The sequence below is a fragment of the Stutzerimonas kunmingensis genome (genome assembly GCF_032106285.1).
GTDB classification, from domain to species: domain Bacteria; phylum Pseudomonadota; class Gammaproteobacteria; order Pseudomonadales; family Pseudomonadaceae; genus Stutzerimonas; species Stutzerimonas kunmingensis_B.
The window spans coordinates 26,538-47,836 of the sequence record NZ_DAMCPO010000024.1 but is presented as its reverse complement, the minus strand read 5'-3'; the positions used below and the strand labels follow the sequence as shown (position 1 = coordinate 47,836).

General features: G+C 58.5%; 16 protein-coding genes. 6 read left to right on the top strand and 10 right to left on the bottom strand.

Annotated features, from left to right (window positions below; translation table 11 throughout):
* Positions 1-6 precede the first annotated feature (6 nt).
* The 10 genes from RT582_RS17635 to rpmH form a co-directional block, all read right to left on the bottom strand.
* Entirely contained in the window at positions 7-411 is a 405-nt protein-coding gene (locus RT582_RS17635) for a F0F1 ATP synthase subunit I (RefSeq protein WP_371104282.1), read from the bottom strand.
* Between the two features lie 127 nt (positions 412-538).
* Entirely contained in the window at positions 539-1,411 is an 873-nt protein-coding gene (locus tag RT582_RS17630) for a ParB/RepB/Spo0J family partition protein (RefSeq protein ID WP_014822274.1), read from the bottom strand.
* A gap of 9 nt (positions 1,412-1,420) precedes the next feature.
* Entirely contained in the window at positions 1,421-2,209 is a 789-nt protein-coding gene (locus tag RT582_RS17625) for a ParA family protein (protein ID WP_014822275.1), read from the bottom strand.
* Positions 2,210-2,227: 18 nt separating this feature from the next.
* Entirely contained in the window at positions 2,228-2,875 is a 648-nt protein-coding gene (gene rsmG / locus RT582_RS17620) for a 16S rRNA (guanine(527)-N(7))-methyltransferase RsmG (RefSeq protein WP_014822276.1), read from the bottom strand.
* Positions 2,875-4,767, bottom strand: a complete 1,893-nt coding sequence (gene mnmG, locus RT582_RS17615) for a tRNA uridine-5-carboxymethylaminomethyl(34) synthesis enzyme MnmG (RefSeq protein ID WP_014822277.1) — start codon at positions 4,765-4,767, stop codon at positions 2,875-2,877. Before mnmG ends, rsmG begins: the two co-directional genes overlap by 1 nt.
* Positions 4,768-5,252: 485 nt before the next feature.
* Positions 5,253-6,620 (bottom strand): tRNA uridine-5-carboxymethylaminomethyl(34) synthesis GTPase MnmE, encoded by a 1,368-nt coding sequence (gene mnmE, locus RT582_RS17610; RefSeq protein WP_023446454.1) that lies wholly within the window; start codon positions 6,618-6,620, stop codon positions 5,253-5,255.
* Between the two features lie 72 nt (positions 6,621-6,692).
* A complete protein-coding gene (gene yidC, locus RT582_RS17605; protein WP_313478889.1) occupies positions 6,693-8,363 on the bottom strand; it encodes a membrane protein insertase YidC in 1,671 nt (556 codons plus the stop codon).
* A 2-nt stretch (positions 8,364-8,365) separates the two neighbouring features.
* Entirely contained in the window at positions 8,366-8,611 is a 246-nt protein-coding gene (gene yidD / locus RT582_RS17600; protein ID WP_014822280.1) for a membrane protein insertion efficiency factor YidD, read from the bottom strand.
* Entirely contained in the window at positions 8,604-8,999 is a 396-nt protein-coding gene (rnpA, locus tag RT582_RS17595) for a ribonuclease P protein component (RefSeq protein ID WP_014822281.1), read from the bottom strand. Before rnpA ends, yidD begins: the two co-directional genes overlap by 8 nt.
* Before the next feature lie 14 nt (positions 9,000-9,013).
* Positions 9,014-9,148: a 50S ribosomal protein L34 gene (gene rpmH, locus RT582_RS17590; protein ID WP_003290924.1), complete on the bottom strand. Its 135-nt coding sequence runs from the start codon at positions 9,146-9,148 to the stop codon at positions 9,014-9,016.
* Positions 9,149-9,661: 513 nt separating this feature from the next.
* Between rpmH and dnaA the strand changes: the two genes are divergently transcribed.
* The 6 genes from dnaA (at position 9,662) to RT582_RS22465 (ending at position 21,251) form a co-directional block, all read left to right on the top strand.
* On the top strand, positions 9,662-11,113 hold the full coding sequence (gene dnaA / locus RT582_RS17585) for a chromosomal replication initiator protein DnaA (RefSeq protein WP_313478885.1): 1,452 nt from the start codon (positions 9,662-9,664) through the stop codon (positions 11,111-11,113).
* A gap of 33 nt (positions 11,114-11,146) precedes the next feature.
* Complete coding sequence (gene dnaN, locus RT582_RS17580; protein WP_278361382.1) at positions 11,147-12,250, top strand: DNA polymerase III subunit beta; 1,104 nt, start codon at positions 11,147-11,149, stop codon at positions 12,248-12,250.
* Between the two features lie 9 nt (positions 12,251-12,259).
* Entirely contained in the window at positions 12,260-13,372 is a 1,113-nt protein-coding gene (gene recF / locus RT582_RS17575; protein WP_046622222.1) for a DNA replication/repair protein RecF, read from the top strand.
* Positions 13,369-15,783, top strand: a complete 2,415-nt coding sequence (gyrB, locus tag RT582_RS17570) for a DNA topoisomerase (ATP-hydrolyzing) subunit B (RefSeq protein WP_313478881.1) — start codon at positions 13,369-13,371, stop codon at positions 15,781-15,783. The genes recF and gyrB overlap by 4 nt, the downstream gene beginning before the upstream one ends.
* Positions 15,784-16,371: 588 nt before the next feature.
* Positions 16,372-20,094 (top strand): DEAD/DEAH box helicase, encoded by a 3,723-nt coding sequence (locus tag RT582_RS17565; RefSeq protein ID WP_376785694.1) that lies wholly within the window; start codon positions 16,372-16,374, stop codon positions 20,092-20,094.
* Positions 20,091-21,251, top strand: coding sequence for a type ISP restriction/modification enzyme (locus RT582_RS22465; RefSeq protein WP_376785695.1), 1,161 nt, complete (start codon positions 20,091-20,093; stop codon positions 21,249-21,251). The genes RT582_RS17565 and RT582_RS22465 overlap by 4 nt, the downstream gene beginning before the upstream one ends.
* Positions 21,252-21,299 lie beyond the last annotated feature (48 nt).

Genomic DNA, 21,299 nt, shown 5'->3' with positions numbered 1-21,299 from the left:
CAATGCTCAATGCTTCGGATTGTTTTTCATCAGCAGGAGCGCGCTTGCTCCGACACCCAGAACCAGCAGATAGCCGGCAAACAAGGCGATCGGTTCCAGCGGTTTCACTCCCACGAACACCAACGCAAAAAGCGCTGCTGCCAGAATCTGTTTACCCATCTCGCCAGACCAGAACGACTGGATGATCGCCTGAGTCGAACGTGCGCCAAAGTAACGAAAGGCCTTGTACGCGAAATACACGTTCGCTGACAGCGCAATCAAACCACCGCACAGCGCGGAGTAGCCGGCGACCATACCAAAAACCAGGCCACATGAGACAGCAGTCACTACTACGACCATTGCCTGCATCAGCAATACGCGAAATGCCGGAAGGCGATGGAAGGGTGTTCTGTTGCGTATGTTCACCTGAATTCCATCGCTGTAGCAGGCCGCGTAAATAATTGTCCGCAGTCAAAAAAGCGCGGCGAGTATAGGAGCAGGCCAGCCAGGGTTCAACTCTCCGGTAGTATTTTCCGACCGGCACTACAAACAATTTGTATCAGCGGATGTGGGCCAATACACCCTGCAGTTCATCCAGCGAACTGTAGCGGATCACCAGCTGCCCTTTGCCCCTCTGTCCGTGCTTGATCTGCACCGGAGAGCCCAAGCGTTCCGCCAGGCGCTGCTCCAGACGGCTGATGTCCGGGTCGACCTTGACTTCGGCTTTCGGTGTTTCCTTGCTGCTCAACCACTGACGCACCAGGGCTTCGGTCTGGCGCACGGTCAGGCCACGTGCGACAACGTGCCGCGCGCCTTCGACCTGCTGTTCCGCCGGCAGACCTAGCAATGCTCGCGCGTGGCCCATCTCCAGGTCACCGTGTGACAGCAGCGTCTTGATCTCTTCCGGCAGCGCAATCAGGCGCAGCAAATTGCTTATCGAGACACGCGACTTGCCTACCGCGTCGGCAACTTGCTGCTGGGTCAGCTGGAACTCCTGTTGCAAGCGCTGCAGTGCGACGGCTTCTTCGATCGGATTCAGGTCTTCGCGCTGGATGTTCTCGATCAGCGCCATGGCAATGGCCGCCTCGTCCGGCACTTCGCGAACCAGCGCCGGCACCTTCTCCAACCCGGCCTGCTGGCTGGCGCGCCAGCGACGTTCACCGGCGATGATCTCGAAACGGCCACCGCTGACGGGACGCACCACGATCGGCTGCATCACGCCGTGGTTCTTGATCGACTGGGCCAGCTCCTCCAGGGCCTGCGGGTCCATATCGCGGCGCGGCTGGTACTTGCCGCGCTGGATCAGGTCCAGCGGCAGGTGCTGGAGTTCACGGGTATCGACCTTCGCAGCCTCTTCCTGCATTGCCGAAACGCTGGCGCCGCCGAGCAGGGCGTCGAGTCCACGGCCTAGGCCTCTTTTCTTGGTCGCCATGAGTAGTCCTTATGCGGGGGCGCCACGCGCCGACTGGCGCTGGCGTCGCGACAGTTCACCGGCCAGGGCCAGATAGGCCAGAGCGCCCTTGGATTGCTTGTCGTAGACCAGCGCCGGCATGCCGTGGCTGGGGGCCTCGGCGAGCCGGACGTTGCGCGGGATAACGGTGTCGTAGAGTTTGTCGCCGAAATGCGCCTTGAGCTGTTCGGATACATCGTTGGTCAGACTGCTGCGCGGGTCGTACATGGTGCGCAGCAGGCCTTCGATCTTCAGGCTGGGGTTGAGCGCCTGGCCGATACGCTGGATCGAATTGACCAGATCGGTAAGCCCTTCGAGCGCGTAATACTCGCACTGCATGGGAATGATGACGCCGTCCGACGCAGCCAGCGCGTTGATGGTCAGCATCGACAGCGACGGCGGGCAATCGATGAGGATGTAGTCGTAGTTCTCCCGCACCGGTGCCAGTGCTTCACGCAGGCGTTTTTCCTTGGCCGGCAGATTCAGCAGGGCCACTTCCGCCGCGGTCAGGTCGCGATTGGCCGGCAGCAACTGATAGCCGCCATGCTCGGAGAACTGCATGGCATCCACCAGGCTGCATTCGCCGATCAGCACGTCGTAGATCGAGTACTCCAGTCCGAGCTTGTCCACACCGCTACCAGTGGTGGCGTTGCCCTGGGGGTCGAGATCGATCAGCAGCACGCGACGGCGCGTGGCAACCAGCGAAGCCGCAAGGTTGATGCAGGTGGTGGTCTTGGCGACACCGCCCTTCTGGTTGGCAATGGCGAAAACTTTAGCCATGGTCAGTGTCTGTCCGGGTCATGAAGTGCGGCGCAGTATCAGCAGATGGCGCTGGCCTTGGCAACCGGGAACCTTGAGTACGTGACAGGCATCGAGGCGGAAGTCGGCGGGCAGCCGTTGCAGTTCGTCGTCCGGCTGCACGCCCTTCATCGCCAACCAGCGCGTCTGAGTATTGCCCAGATGCCGCGTCCAGCTGGCGAAGTCCTCAAGGGAACTGAAGGCGCGCGAGGTGATGCCGTCGAAGGCTTCCGCCGGCTGGAACTGCTCGACGCGGCTGTGCACGACTTCGAGGTTGGCCAGTTTCAGCTCCAGCTTCACCTGCGTCAGGAATCGCGTTTTTTTCCCATTGGAGTCCAGCAGCGTGAAGCTGCGATCAGGAAACATGATCGCCAGCGGCACGCCAGGCATGCCACCACCGCTGCCGACGTCCAGCCAGGTCTGTCCGGACTCGGCAACGAAGGACACCACGCTCAGGCTGTCGAGCAGGTGTCGCGAAACCATTTCGTCGGGATCGCGCACGGCGGTGAGGTTGTAGGCCTTGTTCCACTTGATCAGCAGTGCCAGGTAGGCCAGCAACTGCTGCTGTTGCCCTTCACTCAGCTCGACACCGAGCGCCTGGGCGCCGCGCACGAGTTCGGCGGCATGGGATTCGCTGACCAGACTCATCAGGCGCTCTGCTCCAGCTGCTGGCCGGCATTGCGCTTCTTCAGATGAATCATCAGCAGCGACACCGCAGCGGGAGTGACTCCCGGAATACGCGAGGCCTGCCCGAGCGTCTCAGGCCTTGCCTGACCGAGCTTGTGCTGAATCTCCTTCGACAAGCCCGGAATCGTCGTGTAGTCGAGATTCTCCGGCAAGGCGATGTTTTCGCTGGCACGCAGTCGTTCGATCTCGTCCTGCTGCCGTTCGATGTAGCCGGCGTACTTGGTCTTGATCTCGACCTGCTCGGCGACCTGAGGATCCTGCGCACCGTCACCGGTCAGTTCGATCAGGCTCTGGTAATCGATTTCCGGACGGGCCAGCAAATTGAGCAGGTTGTACTCGCGAGCCAGCGGGCTGCCGAAACGCTCGGCGATGGCATCGCCCTGTGGTGTGCCGGGACGAACCCAGCAACTCTTCAGGCGCTGCTCCTCGAGCTCGATACCTTCGCGCTTGGCGCAGAACGCAGCCCAGCGGGCATCGTCCACCAGACCCAGTTCGCGGCCCTTCTCGGTCAGACGAAGATCGGCATTGTCCTCACGCAGGATCAGCCGGTATTCGGCACGCGAGGTGAACATCCGATAGGGCTCCTGGGTACCGAGGGTGATCAGGTCATCGACCAGCACGCCTAGGTAGGCCTCATCGCGGCGCGGACACCAGCTGTCCTTGCCCTGCGCCCGCAGCGCAGCGTTGGCTCCGGCGAGCAGTCCCTGGGCACCAGCTTCTTCGTAACCGGTGGTGCCATTGATCTGGCCGGCGAAGAACAGCCCGCCGATCACCTTGGTCTCCAGGCTGTACTTGAGATCACGTGGGTCGAAGTAGTCGTACTCGATGGCATAGCCCGGCCGCACGATGTGGGCGTTCTCCATGCCACGGATGCTCTGCACGATCTGCAGCTGCACATCGAACGGCAACGAGGTGGAGATGCCGTTGGGATACAGCTCATGAGTGGTCAGGCCTTCGGGCTCAAGGAAGACCTGATGGCTGTCCTTGTCGGCAAAACGATGGATCTTGTCTTCGATCGACGGGCAGTAGCGCGGCCCCACGCCTTCGATCACGCCGGAATACATCGGCGAACGATCGAGGTTGGCGGCAATGATTTCGTGCGTTCGCGCGTTGGTGTGAGTGATCCAGCAGCTGACCTGCGGCGGGTGCTGCTCACGATTGCCCATGAACGACATCACCGGCAGCGGTGTGTCGCCCGGTTGCTCGGTCATAAGAGAAAAATCCACCGAACGACCATCGATACGTGGCGGTGTACCGGTCTTCAGCCGACCGACGCGCAGCGGCAACTCGCGCAGCCGGTGAGCCAGGGCGATCGAAGGCGGATCGCCTGCGCGCCCGCCTGAGTAGTTCTGCAGGCCAATGTGGATAAGTCCACCGAGGAAGGTCCCGGTGGTCAGCACCACGGAATCCGCGAGGAAACGCAGGCCCATCTGGGTCACGACACCCCGGACCTGATCCTGCTCGACGATGAGGTCGTCCGCCGCCTGTTGAAATATCCACAGGTTCGGCTGGTTTTCCAGAGTGTCACGAATAGCAGCTTTGTAGAGCACGCGGTCAGCTTGCGCTCGGGTGGCTCGAACGGCTGGCCCCTTGCGGCTGTTGAGCACGCGAAACTGGATGCCGCCCTTGTCGGTGGCCATCGCCATGGCCCCCCCCAACGCATCGATTTCCTTGACCAGATGACTCTTGCCGATGCCACCGATGGCTGGGTTGCAGCTCATCTGGCCAAGGGTTTCCACATTGTGGCTGAGCAGCAGGGTCTTCACGCCCATGCGTGCCGCTGCAAGCGCAGCCTCGGTGCCGGCATGGCCGCCGCCGATAACGATCACGTCAAAACGGGAAGGGAAGTCCACCACGCACCTCGTGCCTGTTCAGATGGGAATTCGGGAGCCGCGAAGTATAGGGATTTAGCCAGTGCTAAAGAAGGGCTCTGAGCAAAAAATGACCAACCATCTGGCGGAGGCGAGTCGGTGGATAAACATCAGAAATAGAGAAGAAATATATAAGAAGCTTATTTATGTGTTTATAAATGGTGAAGCTCATTTCTGTGGATAACCACGTGGAGCCCTCGGCAGGCCTTCCTTGTGGCGAAGGATAAACCTGTGCTGCGGCTGGGCGCTGACGGTGTGAATACCGTCAGCATCCTGTGGATTAAATTTAATCTTATGCACAGAGGGGTTTTTCACCAGCTTACGCCATGACTTTTCTACTGCCCTTAGGCGGCCTTTTCCACAGGGCTCATGGCGGGAATTTTCGGCAGCCGAATGCCATCGCCACGAATTTTCAGCGTAGCGTTGTGCATGAAAGGGGGGCGGGCGTGGTTAGCGCCCGTGCAGTGTCATTTGCCGATGCAGAAGCTCGAGAAGATTCGCCCGAGCAGGTCGTCTGAGCTGAACGCGCCTGTGATCTCACCGAGTGCCTGTTGTGCCAGGCGCAGATCCTCTGCCAGCAGCTCACCGGCGCCGGCCAGCGTCAGTTGGGCATGGCCATGCTCCAGGTACTGGTCAGCCAGACGCAGTGCGTCCAGATGGCGACGTCGGGCGCTGAAGCTGCTTTCAGCGGTCTGCTCGTAGCCCATGCACTGCTTGAGGTGTTCGCGCAACAACTCGATACCTTCGCCGGATCGTGCGCACAGGCTCAGGGTTGCCTGTCCGTTGTCGTCGAAGCGAATCGAGATCGGCTCACCGCTCAGGTCAGCCTTGTTCCGAATCAGCGTCACCCGGTTCGGCGCAGGGTTGGATTCGAGAAACTCCGGCCAAAGGGCTAGTGGGTCCTGCGCCTCAGGCGCACTGGCATCGACCATCAGGAGTACCCTGTCCGCTTCGCCGATGGCGCTGAGCGCGCGCTGCACGCCGATCCGCTCGACCTGATCTTCGGTATCGCGTAGGCCCGCGGTATCGACGACATGCAGCGGCATGCCGTCGATCAGGATGTGTTCGCGCAGGACATCGCGGGTGGTGCCGGCAATATCGGTGACAATGGCGGCCTCACGGCCCGCCAGTGCGTTGAGCAGACTGGACTTGCCAGCGTTGGGGCGCCCTGCGATCACCACGGTCATTCCGTCGCGCAGCAAGGCGCCCTGCCCGGCTTCGCGCAGCACTGTGGATAACTCGGCTTTCACGGCATCCAATTGTGCCAGGACATGCCCATCGGCGAGAAAGTCGATCTCTTCTTCGGGAAAATCGATCGCCGCTTCGACATAGATACGCAGCTGAATCAATCTTTCGGTCAACTGATGCACGCGGCGAGAGAATTCGCCCTGTAGCGAACGCACCGCGTTGCGCGCGGCCTGCGCCGAACTCGCTTCGATAAGGTCGGCGATCGCCTCGGCCTGGGCCAGATCGAGCTTGTCGTTAAGGAATGCGCGTTCACTGAATTCGCCTGGCCGAGCCAGACGAACGCCGAGCTCGACGCAGCGCTGCAGCAGCATATCCATGACAACCGGGCCGCCATGTCCCTGCAGTTCGAGTACGTCCTCACCGGTGAACGAATGCGGTCCCGGAAAGAACAGTAGCAGGCCTTCGTCAATCACCTCGCCGTCGTCTGCGTGAAATGCACCGTAATGTGCATGCCGCGGCGTTGGCTCACGGCCGGTCAGAGTAATGGCGATAGCCTTGGACCGTGGCCCTGATACCCGAACGATGCCTACCCCTCCGCGCCCCGGCGCGGTAGCGACGGCGGCAATGGTGTCGCGAACTGGATTCATGCGGCCTCCTTTCTGGACGGCAGATAGCAGAACGCCCCAATCAAGGGGCGTTCTGCATTGGCGGTTGAGGCGTCAGGCGGGCTTCGCCGCGGCCTCGATCTTGCGGGTAATGTACCACTGCTGGGCGATGGACAGGACGTTGTTGACCACCCAGTACAGCACCAGACCGGCAGGGAACCAGAGGAAGAAGAAGGTGAAGATCACCGGCAGCAGCTTCATCACTCGTGCCTGCATCGGATCAGGCGGCGTCGGGTTCAGCTGCTGCTGGATGAACATGGTCACGCCCATGATGATCGGCAGGATGAAGAACGGGTCTTTGATCGAAAGGTCGGTGATCCAGAACATCCAGGGCGCCTGGCGCATCTCGACGCTTTCCAGCAGGACCCAGTACAGGGCCAGGAATACCGGCATCTGCACCAGGATCGGCAGGCAGCCGCCCAGGGGATTGATCTTTTCCTTCTTGTACAGCTCCATCATCGCCTGGGACATCTTCTGGCGGTCGTCGCCATGCTGTTCCTTCAGCGCCTGCATTTTCGGCGACACCGCACGCATGCGCGCCATCGACCTGTAGCTGGCCGCGGAGAGCGGGAAGAAGGCGAGCTTGATGACGATGGTCAGAACGATGATCGACCAGCCCCAGTTGCCCAGCAGAGCGTGGATGTTTTCCAGCAGCCAGAAGATCGGCTGAGCGATGAACCAGAGGATGCCGTAGTCGACGGTCAGACGCAGACCGGGGGACAGTTCTTCCAGCTTGTCCTGGCTCTTCGGGCCGGCATACAGCGTGGCGCCTGTCTCGCCCTGTGCGCCGGCAGGTACGGTAACGGCGGGGCCGGTGAAGCCGATGATGTAGTTGCCCTGGCTATCCTTGCGCGTCTGCACCTGGTTGGTATCGCCCGGCTGAGGAATCCAGGCGGTGACGAAATAATGTTGCAGCCAGGCGATCCAGCCACCCTGCACGCTTTCACGCAGGTTGCTTTCATCCATGTCGCCCATGGAAACCTTACGATACGGCTCGTCCTTGGTCCACAGCGCAGCGCCAAGGTAGGTAGCGGTGCCAGTGGCGGTGCTTGAGGAGGGATCGCCGCTGTTGTCGCGCTTGAGCTGACCGAACAGGTAACCGGTCCAGGGTTGACCGCTCTGGTTGTCGATCAGGTAGTTAACCTTCAGCGCATAGTTACCGCGCTCGAGGGTGAAACGCTTGATGTAGTTGACGCCATCAGCATTGTATTTCAGATCGACGACCACCTGATCCTGGCCTTCGGCCAGTTGGTACTCGCTTTTCTCACTGCTGTACTGAGGACGCCCGCTGGCCTTGTCCGGGCCGTCGCCGATCAGGCCGCTTTGTGCTTCATAGACTCGCTCGCCACTACGCTCGAACAGTTGGAACGGCACATCGGGACGATCCTGACGACGCGGGTACTGCGGCAGATGCAGCTCGACGATGTCGCCACCGCGCGGATCGATTGCCACGTCAAGCACGTCGCTGCGCACACGAATCAGCTGGCTGCTCGGCGCATTAGCCGGCAGGGCACTGGCCTGTTGCTGGCCGGCAACCGCGGGCACATCGCCAGCGGTGCCTTCGCTATTGGTCGCGGGGCTATCCGGAAGAGCCGGTACGCCCGGCTGGCTTTGCGCGGTTTCGGTCGGCAGGGCTGCCTGACCGTAGTCCTGATTCCATTGAAGAACCATCAGGTAGGCAACGACTGCTAGAGCGACGAGCAGTATCGAGCGTTTGATATCCATGGTTACTCGGCCATCGGAGATGAATTGGAAGTGTTATGAGAAGGCACGGGATCGTAGCCACCGGGATTCCACGGATGGCAGCGCCCCAACCTGCGCAGGCTCAGCCAGCCGCCACGCAACAGGCCATGAGTTTCGATGGCCTCGAGTGCATAGCAGGAGCAGCTTGGATAGAAACGGCAGTGACTGGCCATCATCGGACTGATGGCGTACTGGTAGACCCTGATCGAAGCGATGGCCAATTTACGCATGGGTGCTGTTGGCGGCTCCAGGTTCGACGGCGGTCTTGGATGGGCTGCGTGACAGTCGCTTCCAGAGCTTGGCGAATTGCTTCGCCAGTTCGGGATTGTCCAGATCAGCCAATCCCTTGCGGGCGATGATCACGATGTCCCAGCCCACCAGATCCGACTGGTGATGGCGGAAGGTCTCACGTATCTGCCGCTTGATGCGGTTACGTTCGACCGAGAGCTTGACGCTTTTCTTGCCGATCACCAGCCCAAGGCGGGGGTGTTGCAGATCGTTCTCGCGTGCCAACAGCAGGACGTTCCTGCCAGGCACCTTACCGGAAGGGGAGTCGAAGACTGCCTTGAATTGGCGGGGAGTCAGCAGACGCTTTTCCCGGCCGAAGCCCCGACTCACTACCTGTTCCGATATCAGACGGTCAGACGCTTACGGCCTTTGGCGCGACGACGCGACAGAACCTGACGACCGTTCTTGGTGGCCATACGTGCACGGAAACCGTGAGTACGAGCGCGCTTGATGGTGCTGGGCTGGAAAGTGCGTTTCATGGTGCGTTTACCTGGTGATCCATTGCGGGCCGGAATGGCCCCCTTTTAAGAGACCGGCGATTGTAGAGAAGCTATCGAGCCAGGTCAATTTCCAACCAGCCCTGCATGGATGAAAAATAAGAGGAAAAGAAATATAAGCTCTTAAGATGTAATGCTTATATATGTGCGGCACCTTTTCTGTGGATAGATGGCTACAGACCTTAGGAGACGGACGCTCCCGCGGATGCAAACCTGGTGCGAAAGCGGTGCTCAGCCCGTGCAGAGGCTCTGCGCAAGCTGGGGATTAAAACGCAAGATATCCACAGGCGGTGTTAGTCAGTGCTTTTGAACAGGCTTGACCACTGCCCTCAGGGGTATTTATCAACAGACTTGGCGACAATGCTTTTCCATGCATTGAGTGGATGACCGGACCTAGGGTATTCCGTCCTGCGCTTCAGGTTTGTTGTGGATAACCTGAGGGCGCGTCGTTACAATGGCCGCCGTCTTACCTCGACTGAGTCGATAGGAGCTTCCGTGTCGGTGGAACTTTGGCAGCAGTGTGTTGAGCTTTTGCGCGATGAACTGCCTGCTCAGCAATTCAACACATGGATTCGTCCACTACAGGTGGAAGGCGATGGTGATGAGTTGCGCGTCTATGCGCCCAACCGCTTCGTGCTCGACTGGGTCAACGAAAAGTACCTTTCCCGATTGTTGGAACTGCTGTCGGAGCGTTCAAGCGGAATCGCTCCGGCGCTTTCTCTCCTTATAGGCAGTAAACGGACGTCATCCGCCGCTCTTCCTTCGGCTGCTGCTGCACGTGCTCAGCCACAGCCGCAGCCGCAGGCAGTAAGCGCGCCTGGGCCGGCCATGCAGGCGCCACGCTTCGAGCCGTTGTCGGCTGACACCAGTGAACCCGAGCAGCCGCGTGTCGAGCGTACCGTGCAGGTCGAGGGTGGGCTCAAGCACACCAGCTACCTGAACCGGACGTTTACCTTCGAAAATTTCGTCGAGGGCAAATCCAACCAGTTGGCACGAGCCGCTGCCTGGCAGGTTGCCGACAATCCCAAGCATGGCTACAACCCGCTTTTTCTGTACGGCGGTGTTGGCCTGGGTAAGACTCACCTGATGCATGCAGTGGGTAATCACCTGCTGAAGAAGAACCCCAACGCCAAAGTGGTTTACCTGCACTCCGAGCGCTTCGTGGCCGATATGGTCAAGGCACTGCAGCTCAATGCCATCAACGAGTTCAAGCGCTTCTATCGCTCGGTCGATGCGCTGCTGATCGACGATATCCAGTTCTTCGCCAAAAAAGAGCGTTCACAAGAAGAGTTCTTTCACACATTCAACGCGCTGCTCGAAGGTGGCCAGCAGGTCATCCTCACCAGTGACCGCTATCCCAAGGAAATCGACGGCCTTGAGGAACGTCTGAAATCGCGTTTTGGCTGGGGTCTGACCGTTGCCGTCGAGCCGCCCGAGCTTGAGACTCGTGTAGCGATCCTGATGAAGAAGGCGGACCAGGCGAAGGTGGACCTGCCCCACGACGCGGCTTTCTTCATTGCCCAGCGGATCCGTTCGAACGTCCGTGAACTCGAAGGAGCGCTGAAGCGGGTCATCGCCCATGCTCACTTCATGGGGCGCGATATCACGATCGAACTGATTCGCGAATCGCTGAAGGACTTGCTGGCGTTGCAGGATAAACTGGTCAGCGTCGACAATATCCAGCGCACCGTGGCCGAATACTACAAGATCAAGATCTCCGACTTGCTGTCGAAGCGGCGATCGCGATCGGTCGCCCGACCGCGGCAGGTGGCCATGGCCCTGTCCAAGGAGCTGACCAACCACAGCCTCCCTGAGATTGGCGACGCGTTCGGTGGGCGGGATCACACCACGGTTCTGCATGCTTGCCGTAAGATCGCCGAACTACGGGAAACTGACGCGGATATACGTGAAGATTACAAAAATTTGCTGCGAACTTTGACAACCTGAGTGCGACCTAATCTATAGGCAAGGGACCAGACCATGCATTTCTACATTCAGCGCGAAGCCCTGTTGAAACCCCTGCAGCTGGTTGCTGGCGTCGTTGAGCGCCGTCAGACCTTGCCGGTGCTGTCCAACGTACTGCTTGTGGTGCAAGGACAGCAATTGTCGCTGACCGGTACCGATCTCGAAGTCGAACTGGTCGGCCGTGTTGCCCTTGAAGAGGCCGCCGAGCCAGGCGAGATCACCGTTCCGGCGCGCAAACTCATGGACATTTGCAAGAGCCTGCCGAGCGATGCGCTGATCAATATCCGTCTCGATGATCAGAAGGTTGTTATCAAGTCCGGGCGCAGCCGCTTTACCCTTTCAACTTTGCCGGCCAATGACTTCCCTACGGTTGAAGAAGGCCCAGGTTCGCTTTCCTTCACCGTCGAACAGGGCAAGCTGCGCAAGCTGATCGAGCGCAGCAGCTTTGCCATGGCGCAGCAGGACGTTCGCTACTACCTCAACGGTATGCTCATCGAAGTTTCAAGCGGAATGCTGCGCGCGGTAGCGACGGACGGCCACCGCCTGGCGATGTGCTCGATGCAGGCGGGGATCGAGCAACCCGATCGGCATCAGGTCATCGTGCCGCGTAAGGGTATCCTCGAGCTCGCGCGGCTGCTCAACGATCAGGACGCCGAGGTCAGCATCGTTCTGGGCCAGCACCATATTCGCGCCACCACTGGCGAGTTCACCTTCACCTCCAAGCTGGTGGACGGCAAGTTCCCGGACTATGAGCGCGTGCTGCCGCGTGGTGGCGACAAGCTTGTGGTGGGAGATCGTCAGTTGCTGCGTGAAGCATTCAGTCGCACGGCGATTCTCTCCAACGAAAAGTACCGCGGCATTCGTCTGCAGTTGGAAAGTGGGCTGTTGAAGATTCAGGCGAACAACCCCGAACAGGAAGAAGCTGAGGAAGAGGTTGCGGTCGACTACAACGGCAGTTCGTTGGAGATCGGTTTCAACGTCAGCTATCTGCTGGATGTGCTGGGCGTGATGACCACCGAACAGGTGCGTCTGATCCTGTCTGACGCGAACAGCAGTGCTCTGGTTCAGGAGTTCGATAACGACGATTCCGCATATGTCGTGATGCCGATGCGTCTGTAAACCAGCTTCATGTCCCTCAGTCGCCTTTCCGTCACCGGGGTCCGCAATCTGCACCCGGTGACGTTATCTCCCTCCTCTCGAATCAACATCCTCTTCGGCGATAACGGTAGCGGAAAAACCAGCTTGCTCGAAGCCATTCACCTTCTCGGGCTGGCGCGCTCGTTTCGTAGCATTCGGCTGAACCCCGTCATCACCTATGAACAATCAGCGTGCACCGTTTTTGGTCAAGTTGATCTGCCGGATCAGCACAGTCGTGCGTTGGGGGTTTCCCGGGATCGTAGCGGTGACGTCCGGATCCGTATCGATGGACAGGGGGTCAGGTCAGCCGCGGAGCTTGCCGATACGCTGCCTTTGCAACTGATCAATCCGGATAGTTTCCGCCTTCTCGAAGGCGCACCGAAATTACGTAGGCAGTTTCTTGATTGGGGCGTGTTCCACGTGGAACATCGGTTTATGCCAGCCTGGCTACGCATGCAGCAGGCGCTCCGGCAACGGAACTCGTGGCTGCGGCATGGTACACTGGACGGCGCTTCGGATGCGGCCTGGAGCCGGGAACTGACGCTGGCAAGTGATGAAATTGACGGATATCGACGGGCCTATATTCAGGCACTTAAACCCGCATTTGAATCGACCCTCGCGGCCTTGCTCGACTTGGACGGCCTGAAGCTGAGTTATTACAGGGGGTGGGATAAAGACCGCTCCTTGGCTGATGTGCTGGCGTCTTCGCTGGAACGGGATAGGTCATTAGGGCACACCCAATCCGGGCCGCAGCGTGCGGATCTACGACTGAAGGTTGGCAATCACAACGCGGCTGAAGTGCTGTCGCGCGGCCAGCAGAAATTGGTGGTGTGTGCATTGCGTATTGCTCAGGGCCATCTGGTTAGCGAAACCAAGCGCGGTCAGTGCATCTATCTTGTCGACGACCTGCCGTCAGAACTGGACGCCCAACATAGGTTGGCGCTGTGCAAGTTGCTTGAGCAACTTAACTGTCAGGTGTTTATCACCTGCGTAGATTCATCCATTTTGCAAGAAGGCTGGCATGAACAGACGCCAGTCTCAATGTTTCACGTGGAACATGGGCAAATTACCCAGATCCACGGCCCCTCGGGAGTGAAGGCATGAGCGAAAACCACACGTACGATTCGTCGAGCATCAAGGTACTCAAAGGCCTTGATGCAGTGCGCAAGCGTCCTGGCATGTACATCGGCGATACCGACGACGGCACCGGTTTGCATCACATGGTCTTCGAGGTCGTCGATAACTCGATCGACGAAGCGCTGGCCGGGCATTGCAGCGACATCTCCATCACCATCCATACCGATGAATCCATCACCGTTCGCGACAACGGTCGCGGCATTCCGGTGGATATCCATGAGGAAGGTGTTTCGGCGGCAGAGGTCATCATGACCGTGTTGCACGCCGGCGGTAAGTTCGATGACAACTCCTACAAGGTATCCGGTGGACTCCACGGCGTAGGTGTTTCGGTGGTCAATGCGCTGTCCGAGGAGTTGATGCTGACCATCCGCCGCGAGGGCAAGGTCTGGGAACAGCTCTACCGTCATGGCGTGCCCCAGGCACCTTTGGCTCCGGTAGGTGAAACTGATACCTCGGGTACACAGATTCACTTCAAGCCGTCGTCCGAGACCTTCCAGAACATTCATTTCAGCTGGGATATTCTGGCCAAGCGTCTGCGCGAACTGTCATTCCTGAACTCGGGTGTCGGTATCGTCCTGCGGGACGAGCGTACCGCCAAGGAAGAGCTGTTCAAGTACGAGGGCGGTCTGAGCGCGTTCGTTGCTTACCTGAACACAAACAAAACACCCGTCAACGAGGTGTTTCACTTCAACGTTCAGCGTGACGACGGCGTTGGTGTCGAGGTGGCGCTGCAGTGGAACGACAGCTTTAACGAGAACATTCTCTGCTTTACCAACAATATTCCTCAGCGTGACGGCGGTACTCACCTGGCCGGCTTCCGCTCCGCGCTGACGCGAAACTTGAATTCCTACATCGAGCAGGAAGGCCTGGCCAAGAAGCACAAGATCGCCACTACCGGCGACGATGCCCGCGAAGGCCTGACTGCGATCATTTCGGTGAAGGTTCCGGATCCTAAGTTCAGCTCGCAGACCAAGGACAAACTGGTTTCCTCGGAAGTGAAAACGGCTGTGGAACAGGAGATGGGCAAGTACTTCGGTGATTTCCTCCTCGAGCGTCCGGGCGAGGCCAAGGCCGTGGTCGGCAAGATGATCGATGCCGCCCGTGCTCGCGAGGCTGCGCGCAAGGCTCGGGAAATGACCCGTCGTAAAGGCGCTCTGGATATCGCCGGCCTGCCGGGCAAACTTGCTGACTGCCAGGAAAAGGATCCCGCGCTTTCCGAACTCTACATAGTGGAGGGTGATTCCGCGGGTGGCTCGGCCAAGCAAGGTCGTAACCGCAAGACTCAAGCAATTTTGCCGCTCAAGGGCAAGATCCTTAACGTCGAGAAGGCGCGTTTCGACAAGATGATCTCATCCCAGGAAGTGGGCACCCTGATTACCGCTCTGGGCTGTGGTATCGGGCGTGAAGAGTACAACATCGACAAGCTGCGCTATCACAACATCATCATCATGACCGACGCCGACGTCGACGGTTCGCACATCCGGACGCTGCTGTTGACCTTCTTCTTCCGTCAGCTGCCTGAGCTGATCGAGCGCGGCTATGTATATATCGCCCAGCCGCCGCTCTACAAGGTCAAGCGTGGCAAGCAGGAGCAGTACATCAAGGACGACGAGGCGATGGAGGAATACCTCACCCAGTCGGCCCTGGAAGACGCCAGCCTGCACGTCAATGAGCATGCCCCAGGCCTTTCTGGTGGAGCGCTCGAGAAGCTGGTCAACGATTACCGTACTGTGATGAAAACTCTGCAGCGCCTATCGCGTCTGTATCCACTGGAGTTGACTGAGCACTTCATCTACCTGCCGCGTGTTTCAGTAGAGCAGTTGGCCGATCACGCCGCGATGCAGGCCTGGCTGGAGCAGTACAGCGCGCAACTCAAGGTCGGTGAACGCTCCGGTTTGATCTACAACGTCAGCTTGCGTGAAGACAAAGAGCGCCACCTGTGGCTGCCGGAAGTTGAGATCAGCTCCCACGGCCTGGCCAGCTACATCACCTTCAACCGTGATTTCTTCGCCAGCAACGATTACCGGACCGTAACCGCTCTCGGTGAGAAGCTGAACAGCCTGCTCGAAGAGGGAGCCTATGTTCAGCGCGGCGAGCGCAAAAAGCAGGTATCCACCTTCAAGCAAGCGCTGGAGTGGTTGATGACCGAAGGCACGCGCCGCCACAGCGTTCAGCGATACAAGGGACTGGGCGAGATGAACCCGGATCAACTGTGGGAAACCACCATGGATCCAAACGTACGGCGCATGTTGAAAGTGACGATCGAGGATGCCATTGGTGCAGATCAGATCTTCAATACCCTGATGGGCGATGCCGTTGAACCGCGTCGCGAGTTCATCGAAACCAACGCTCTGGCAGTGTCTAATCTGGACTTCTGATCCTCCGTGTCGACGGGCAGGTTAATTGGCATGATTTAACGAGTTATTGTCATGACAATTTCTGTCACTACCCCGGCCTAGCGCCGGGGTTTTTCTTTGTAGATCAGGCTTTTGGACATAGCCACACAGTCCTTCATAGGTGTGCTGTGTAGTGAAGCTACAAGGAAGAGGCGAAAAATCTCGTTTTGGCGTGGACGAATTCTGGGAGGTTCAGCGGGGCGGATGGATCGCCTCAATTCATGCCAATCAAAATAGCATCGCCCATCAGCAGTCATTCTGACGGGCAGTGCGATGCGACACGCTTGCGGCTTCATTAAAACGAACCGCATGCTGATGTACCAGCCACCAGCCACCAGCCACCAGCCACCAGCCACCAGCCACCAGCCACCAGCCATGGAGGCGGACAAAGTTATTTGCCCTTTCGGCCAAAGTTAAGCGGTTCGGCCAAAGTTAGTGGCCACAGACAAACCCCAGTAGATCTCGTATCTGCTGGGGTTTTCTTTTGGCTGCTCATAAAGACGCCTATTGATAGACTGGAAAAATTTAGCGCTAGAGATATGCGCTAGCAGTAATCAAAAGGAATTCCTCATGTCCGCCCTCTCCTCCCTGCTCGATATCTATCGCGCTGCTTCAGCTTCTGAGCGTGAAAAAGGCACCTACTTTGAAGAGCTGATCTGCGCGTACCTGCGCAACGAAGCTACCTATCGTGACCTGTACGACAAGGTGTGGATGTACGCCGACTGGGCCAAGGAGCAGGGGCTGGACGGTCGCGACACTGGTATCGACCTGGTAGCGCGCACCCAGGGCACGGGAGAGTTCCACGCCATCCAGTGCAAGCTGTACGCCCAGGACTACCGCGTCCAGAAGAAGGACATCGATAGCTTTTTCACCGCCTCGGGCAAGGCACCGTTCTCGCACCGCATTATCGTTGCTACCACCAATAACTGGAGCGAGCATGCCGAAGACGCTTTGCAGGGCCAGCAGCTTTCGATCAACAAGATCGACCTGCAAGCCCTGGAAGACAGTCAGATCGACTGGGCCAAGTACCAGCCCAACCAGGCTGTTGCTTTCAAGGCCCGCAAGCAGCTTCGGGATCACCAGAAAACCGCGTTGAATGCTGTTGCAGCAGGCCTCAAAGATGCCGAGCGCGGCAAGCTGATCATGGCCTGCGGTACCGGCAAGACCTTTACCAGCTTGAAGATTGCCGAACAGCAGGCCGGCAAGGGCAAGCGTGTGTTGTTCTTGGTGCCCAGCCTGTCGTTGTTGTCGCAGACCTTGACCGAATGGACGCAGGAAAGTGAAACCCCGCTCCACAGCTTCGCCGTGTGCTCCGACAGCGATGTAGGTAAGAAGCGCAAGGCCGATGAGGATACCCCGCAGGTCTTCGCCCACGAACTACGCTACCCGGCCACTACCAAGGCAGATCGCCTAGCGGCGGAAATGCTTAAACGCCACGATACTGAGCACATGAGCGTGGTGTTCTCCACCTACCACTCCATTGAGGTGATCAGCCGTGCCCAGCAGGAGCACGGCCTGGCAGCTTTTGATCTGATCATCTGTGACGAAGCCCACCGCACCACCGGCGCCACCTTTGACGACGATGACGAAAGCACCTTCGTGCGCGTTCACGACGCCGACTACATCCGCGCCAACAAGCGCCTGTACATGACCGCTACGCCGCGTATCTACGGTGACAGCGCCAAGGTTAAGGCCGAGTCCGGCGAAGTCACCCTCTGCTCGATGGATGACGAGGCGCTGTACGGCAAAGAACTGTTCGTCATCAACTTCTCCGAGGCTGTTCAGCGCGGACTGCTGACCGATTACAAGGTGCTGGTACTCACCGTCGAAGAGAGCGCCATCAGTCGCCGCCTCCAGGACTTGCTCAAGGACGAAGACAATCAGCTCAAAGTGGACGACGCCGCCAAGATCGTCGGCTGTTGGAAGGCGCTGGCCAAGCAAGGCCTACACGAGCAGCTCATTGGCGATGATGAGCCAATGAAGCGCGCCGTGGCCTTCTGCCAGGTCATCTCGCCCAACTACAAGGGCACCAAGCACAAGGTCAGCTCGATCAACATCGCCAGCATGTTCCAGTCGGTGGTGGAGGCCTATCAGGAGTCCGAGGAAATAGACGAAGCCTCGCGCATCGTCTGTGAGGCCGAGCACGTCGATGGCGGCATGAATGCCAGCCAGAAGGAAGCCAAACTCAACTGGCTCAAGGACGAAGCCCCAGCCAACACCTGCCGCATTCTCAGTAATGTGCGCTGCCTATCTGAAGGTGTGGATGTGCCGGCGCTGGATGCCGTGCTCTTCCTTACCCCGCGCAACTCCCAAGTGGACGTGGTGCAATCGGTGGGCCGGGTGATGAGCAACGCACCGGGCAAGAAGCGTGGCTACGTGGTGCTGCCAGTGGTCATCCCTGCGGGCATGGAGCCTCATGAAGCGCTCAACGACAACCAGACATACAAGGTGGTCTGGCAGGTTCTTCAGGCGCTGCGCTCCCATGACGACAGCTTCGATGCCATGGTCAACAAGCTCGATCTAATCGGCTCAGACCCGCGCAAGATGGAAGTCATAGCTATCACCGACAAGGCCGAGAAGAAGGCAAAAAAAACCAGCGGCACCAGCAACGGTAAGGCCGGTAAAGGCCAGTACGGCATTGGCGAGAAGCGCGCGAAATATGATGCCGAAGGCCAGCTGACCCAGCAGGCCGAGCTGACCTACGAAGTGGGCGAAATCGAAAAAGCCATCTACGCCAAGATCGTCGATAAGTGTGGCAACCGCCACCACTGGGAAGACTGGGCAAACGACATCGCCAAGATCGCCCGCACCCACATCGACCGCATCCAGGGCATATTGGAGAACCCAGTCAACACCCAAGAAAAGGCCGCCTTCAACGCATTCGCCGCCGAATTGCGCGACGACCTCAATGACAGCATCAGCGATGGGGAAATCGTCGAAATGCTCGCCCAGCACCTGGTAACCAAGCCGGTGTTCGATGCGCTGTTCGATGAATACAGCTTTGCCAGCAACAACCCCATGTCCAAGGCCATGCAAGGTGTACTGGACGCGCTCCATGAGCACCACCTGGCCAAGGAAGCCGACACACTGGAGAAGTTCTACGCCAGCGTGCGGCAACGCGCTGCCGGTATCCATAACGCCCAGGGCAAGCAGAAGATCATCGTCGAGTTGTACGACAAGTTCTTCCGCAACGCCTTCCCCAAGATGACTGAGCGCCTGGGTATCGTCTACACCCCGGTCGAGGTGGTGGATTTCATCCTTCACAGCGTCAATCACCTGCTGCAACAGGAGTTCGGTCAGACGCTGGGCAGCAAGGGCGTCCATATAATCGACCCCTTTACCGGCACCGGCACCTTTATTACCCGCTTACTGCAATCCGGGTTGATCAAGCCAGAAGAACTGCCACACAAGTACAAACACGAAATCCACGCCAACGAATTGGTGCTGCTGGCTTACTACATCGCCGCCATCAATATCGAAGCGGCCTACCATGGCGAAGTAATCGACGAATACACGCCGTTCGAAGGCATCTGTCTGACCGACACCTTTCAGATGTATGAGAAGGATGACCTGGTAGACGCCCTGTTAGTGGACAACAGCGCCCGGCGTAAGCGTCAGAAACAGTTGGATATCCGGGTGATTGTGGGGAATCCACCCTATTCGGTTGGGCAGAAGAGTGAGAACGACAACAACGATAACGTCGAATACCCCTCTCTTGATGCCCGTATCCGCTCCACCTATGCCGAACGCTCTGACGCCACCCTAGCCAAAGGGCTGTATGACAGCTATATCCGCGCCATTCGCTGGGCCAGTGACCGTATCGGGGATGCCGGCATCATCGGATTTGTCACCAATGCAGGATTTCTGGAAGCCAACACCGCAGATGGTCTGCGTAAGTGCCTAGCCGATGAGTTCTCCAGCCTCTATGTGTTCCATCTGCGCGGCAACCAGCGCACCAGTGGCGAAACCTCACGCAAGGAAGGCGGCAAGATTTTGGCAGCGGCAGCCGCGCGCCTATTGCCATCTCCCTGTTGGTTAAGAACCCTGAAGCACAGGCTCATGGCCAGATCTATTTCCATGACATTGGTGACTATCTTAGCCGTGAGGAAAAGCTGGAGAAAATTGCAGGCTTTAGCAGTGTTGCAGGTATCGAGCAGTGGCAGCAGATCACCCCGGATGAGCACGGCGACTGGCTCAAACAGCGCGACGACAGCTTCAACCAATTCATCGTATTGGGTGACAAGAAGGGCGATGCGCCCAAGCTGTTTGATAATTTCTCTCTGGGAGTCGTGACCAACCGCGATGCATGGGCCTACAACGCCAGCCAGACCAAGCTGGCAACCAACATGACCAGCATGATCGGTTTCTATAACGCCGAGGTAGAGCGCTTCAACGCGGCGCATCCGCGGCTGGATACCAAGGCACGGCAGGCGAAGGTGGATGGATTTATTGATACCGACCCGACTCGTATCAGTTGGACGCATAACGTCAAACAGGATCTTGTAAGGAATAACTTCTACACTTTTGAACCCGAGTGCATGATTTCTAGCCTGTACCGCCCTTTCACTAAGCAATGGCTGTATTACAACCGTCGCTTCAACGAGAGGGTCTACCAGATGCCGCGTATTTTCCCGAACGCGGCGGCTGACAATATCGCCATCATGGTTAAGCAGCGCCCAACTGAGAACAGCCAGTTGGCGTTGATCGTGAATGCCCCGCCGGAGCTACAAACAGATGGTGGTGCGCAGAGTTTCCCACTCTATCTCTACGATGAAGCCGCCCAAGCCTCAAAAGACGACCTTTTTGCCGAGCCAAGTGAGGGTGGACTGCGCCGCCGTGATGCCATCACCGATGCTGGTCTGGCGCACTTTGCCAGCGCCTATCCGGGCGAGTCCATCGGCAAAGAAGACCTTTTCTACTACGTCTACGGCATCCTCCATTCGCCGGACTACCGCGAACGCTTTGCCGACAATCTGAGCAAGGAGCTACCGCGTATTCCGGCTGTGAAGAAGGCCGCTGATTTCTGGGCATTCAGCAAAGCAGGCCGCGCCCTGGCTGATCTCCACCTGAACTACGAAACCGTCGAGCCCTACCCCCTGACCATCGAGGCCAAGGGCACGCTTACCGATGCCGATTACCGCGTGGAGAAGATGAAGCTCGCCAAGAAGGGCGACAAGACCACCGTCATCTACAACCACCGCATCACCCTCAAAGGCATCCCCGAAGCTGCCTGGGACTACGTGGTCAACGGGAAGGCTGCGCTGGACTGGGTGATGGAGCGCCAGGCAGTGCGCACCGACAAGGCCAGCGGCATCGTCAACGACGCCAACGACTGGGCCACCGAAACCATGGGCAACCCCAAATACCCACTGGAGCTGTTTCAGAGCGTGGTCACTGTGAGCCTAGAAACGATGAAGATCGTAAAGGCGCTGCCGGCGTTGGATATTTGACTGCATGGTTATCACGGAGCCTGGGCAACTGTTAGCCTGACTTTCGAC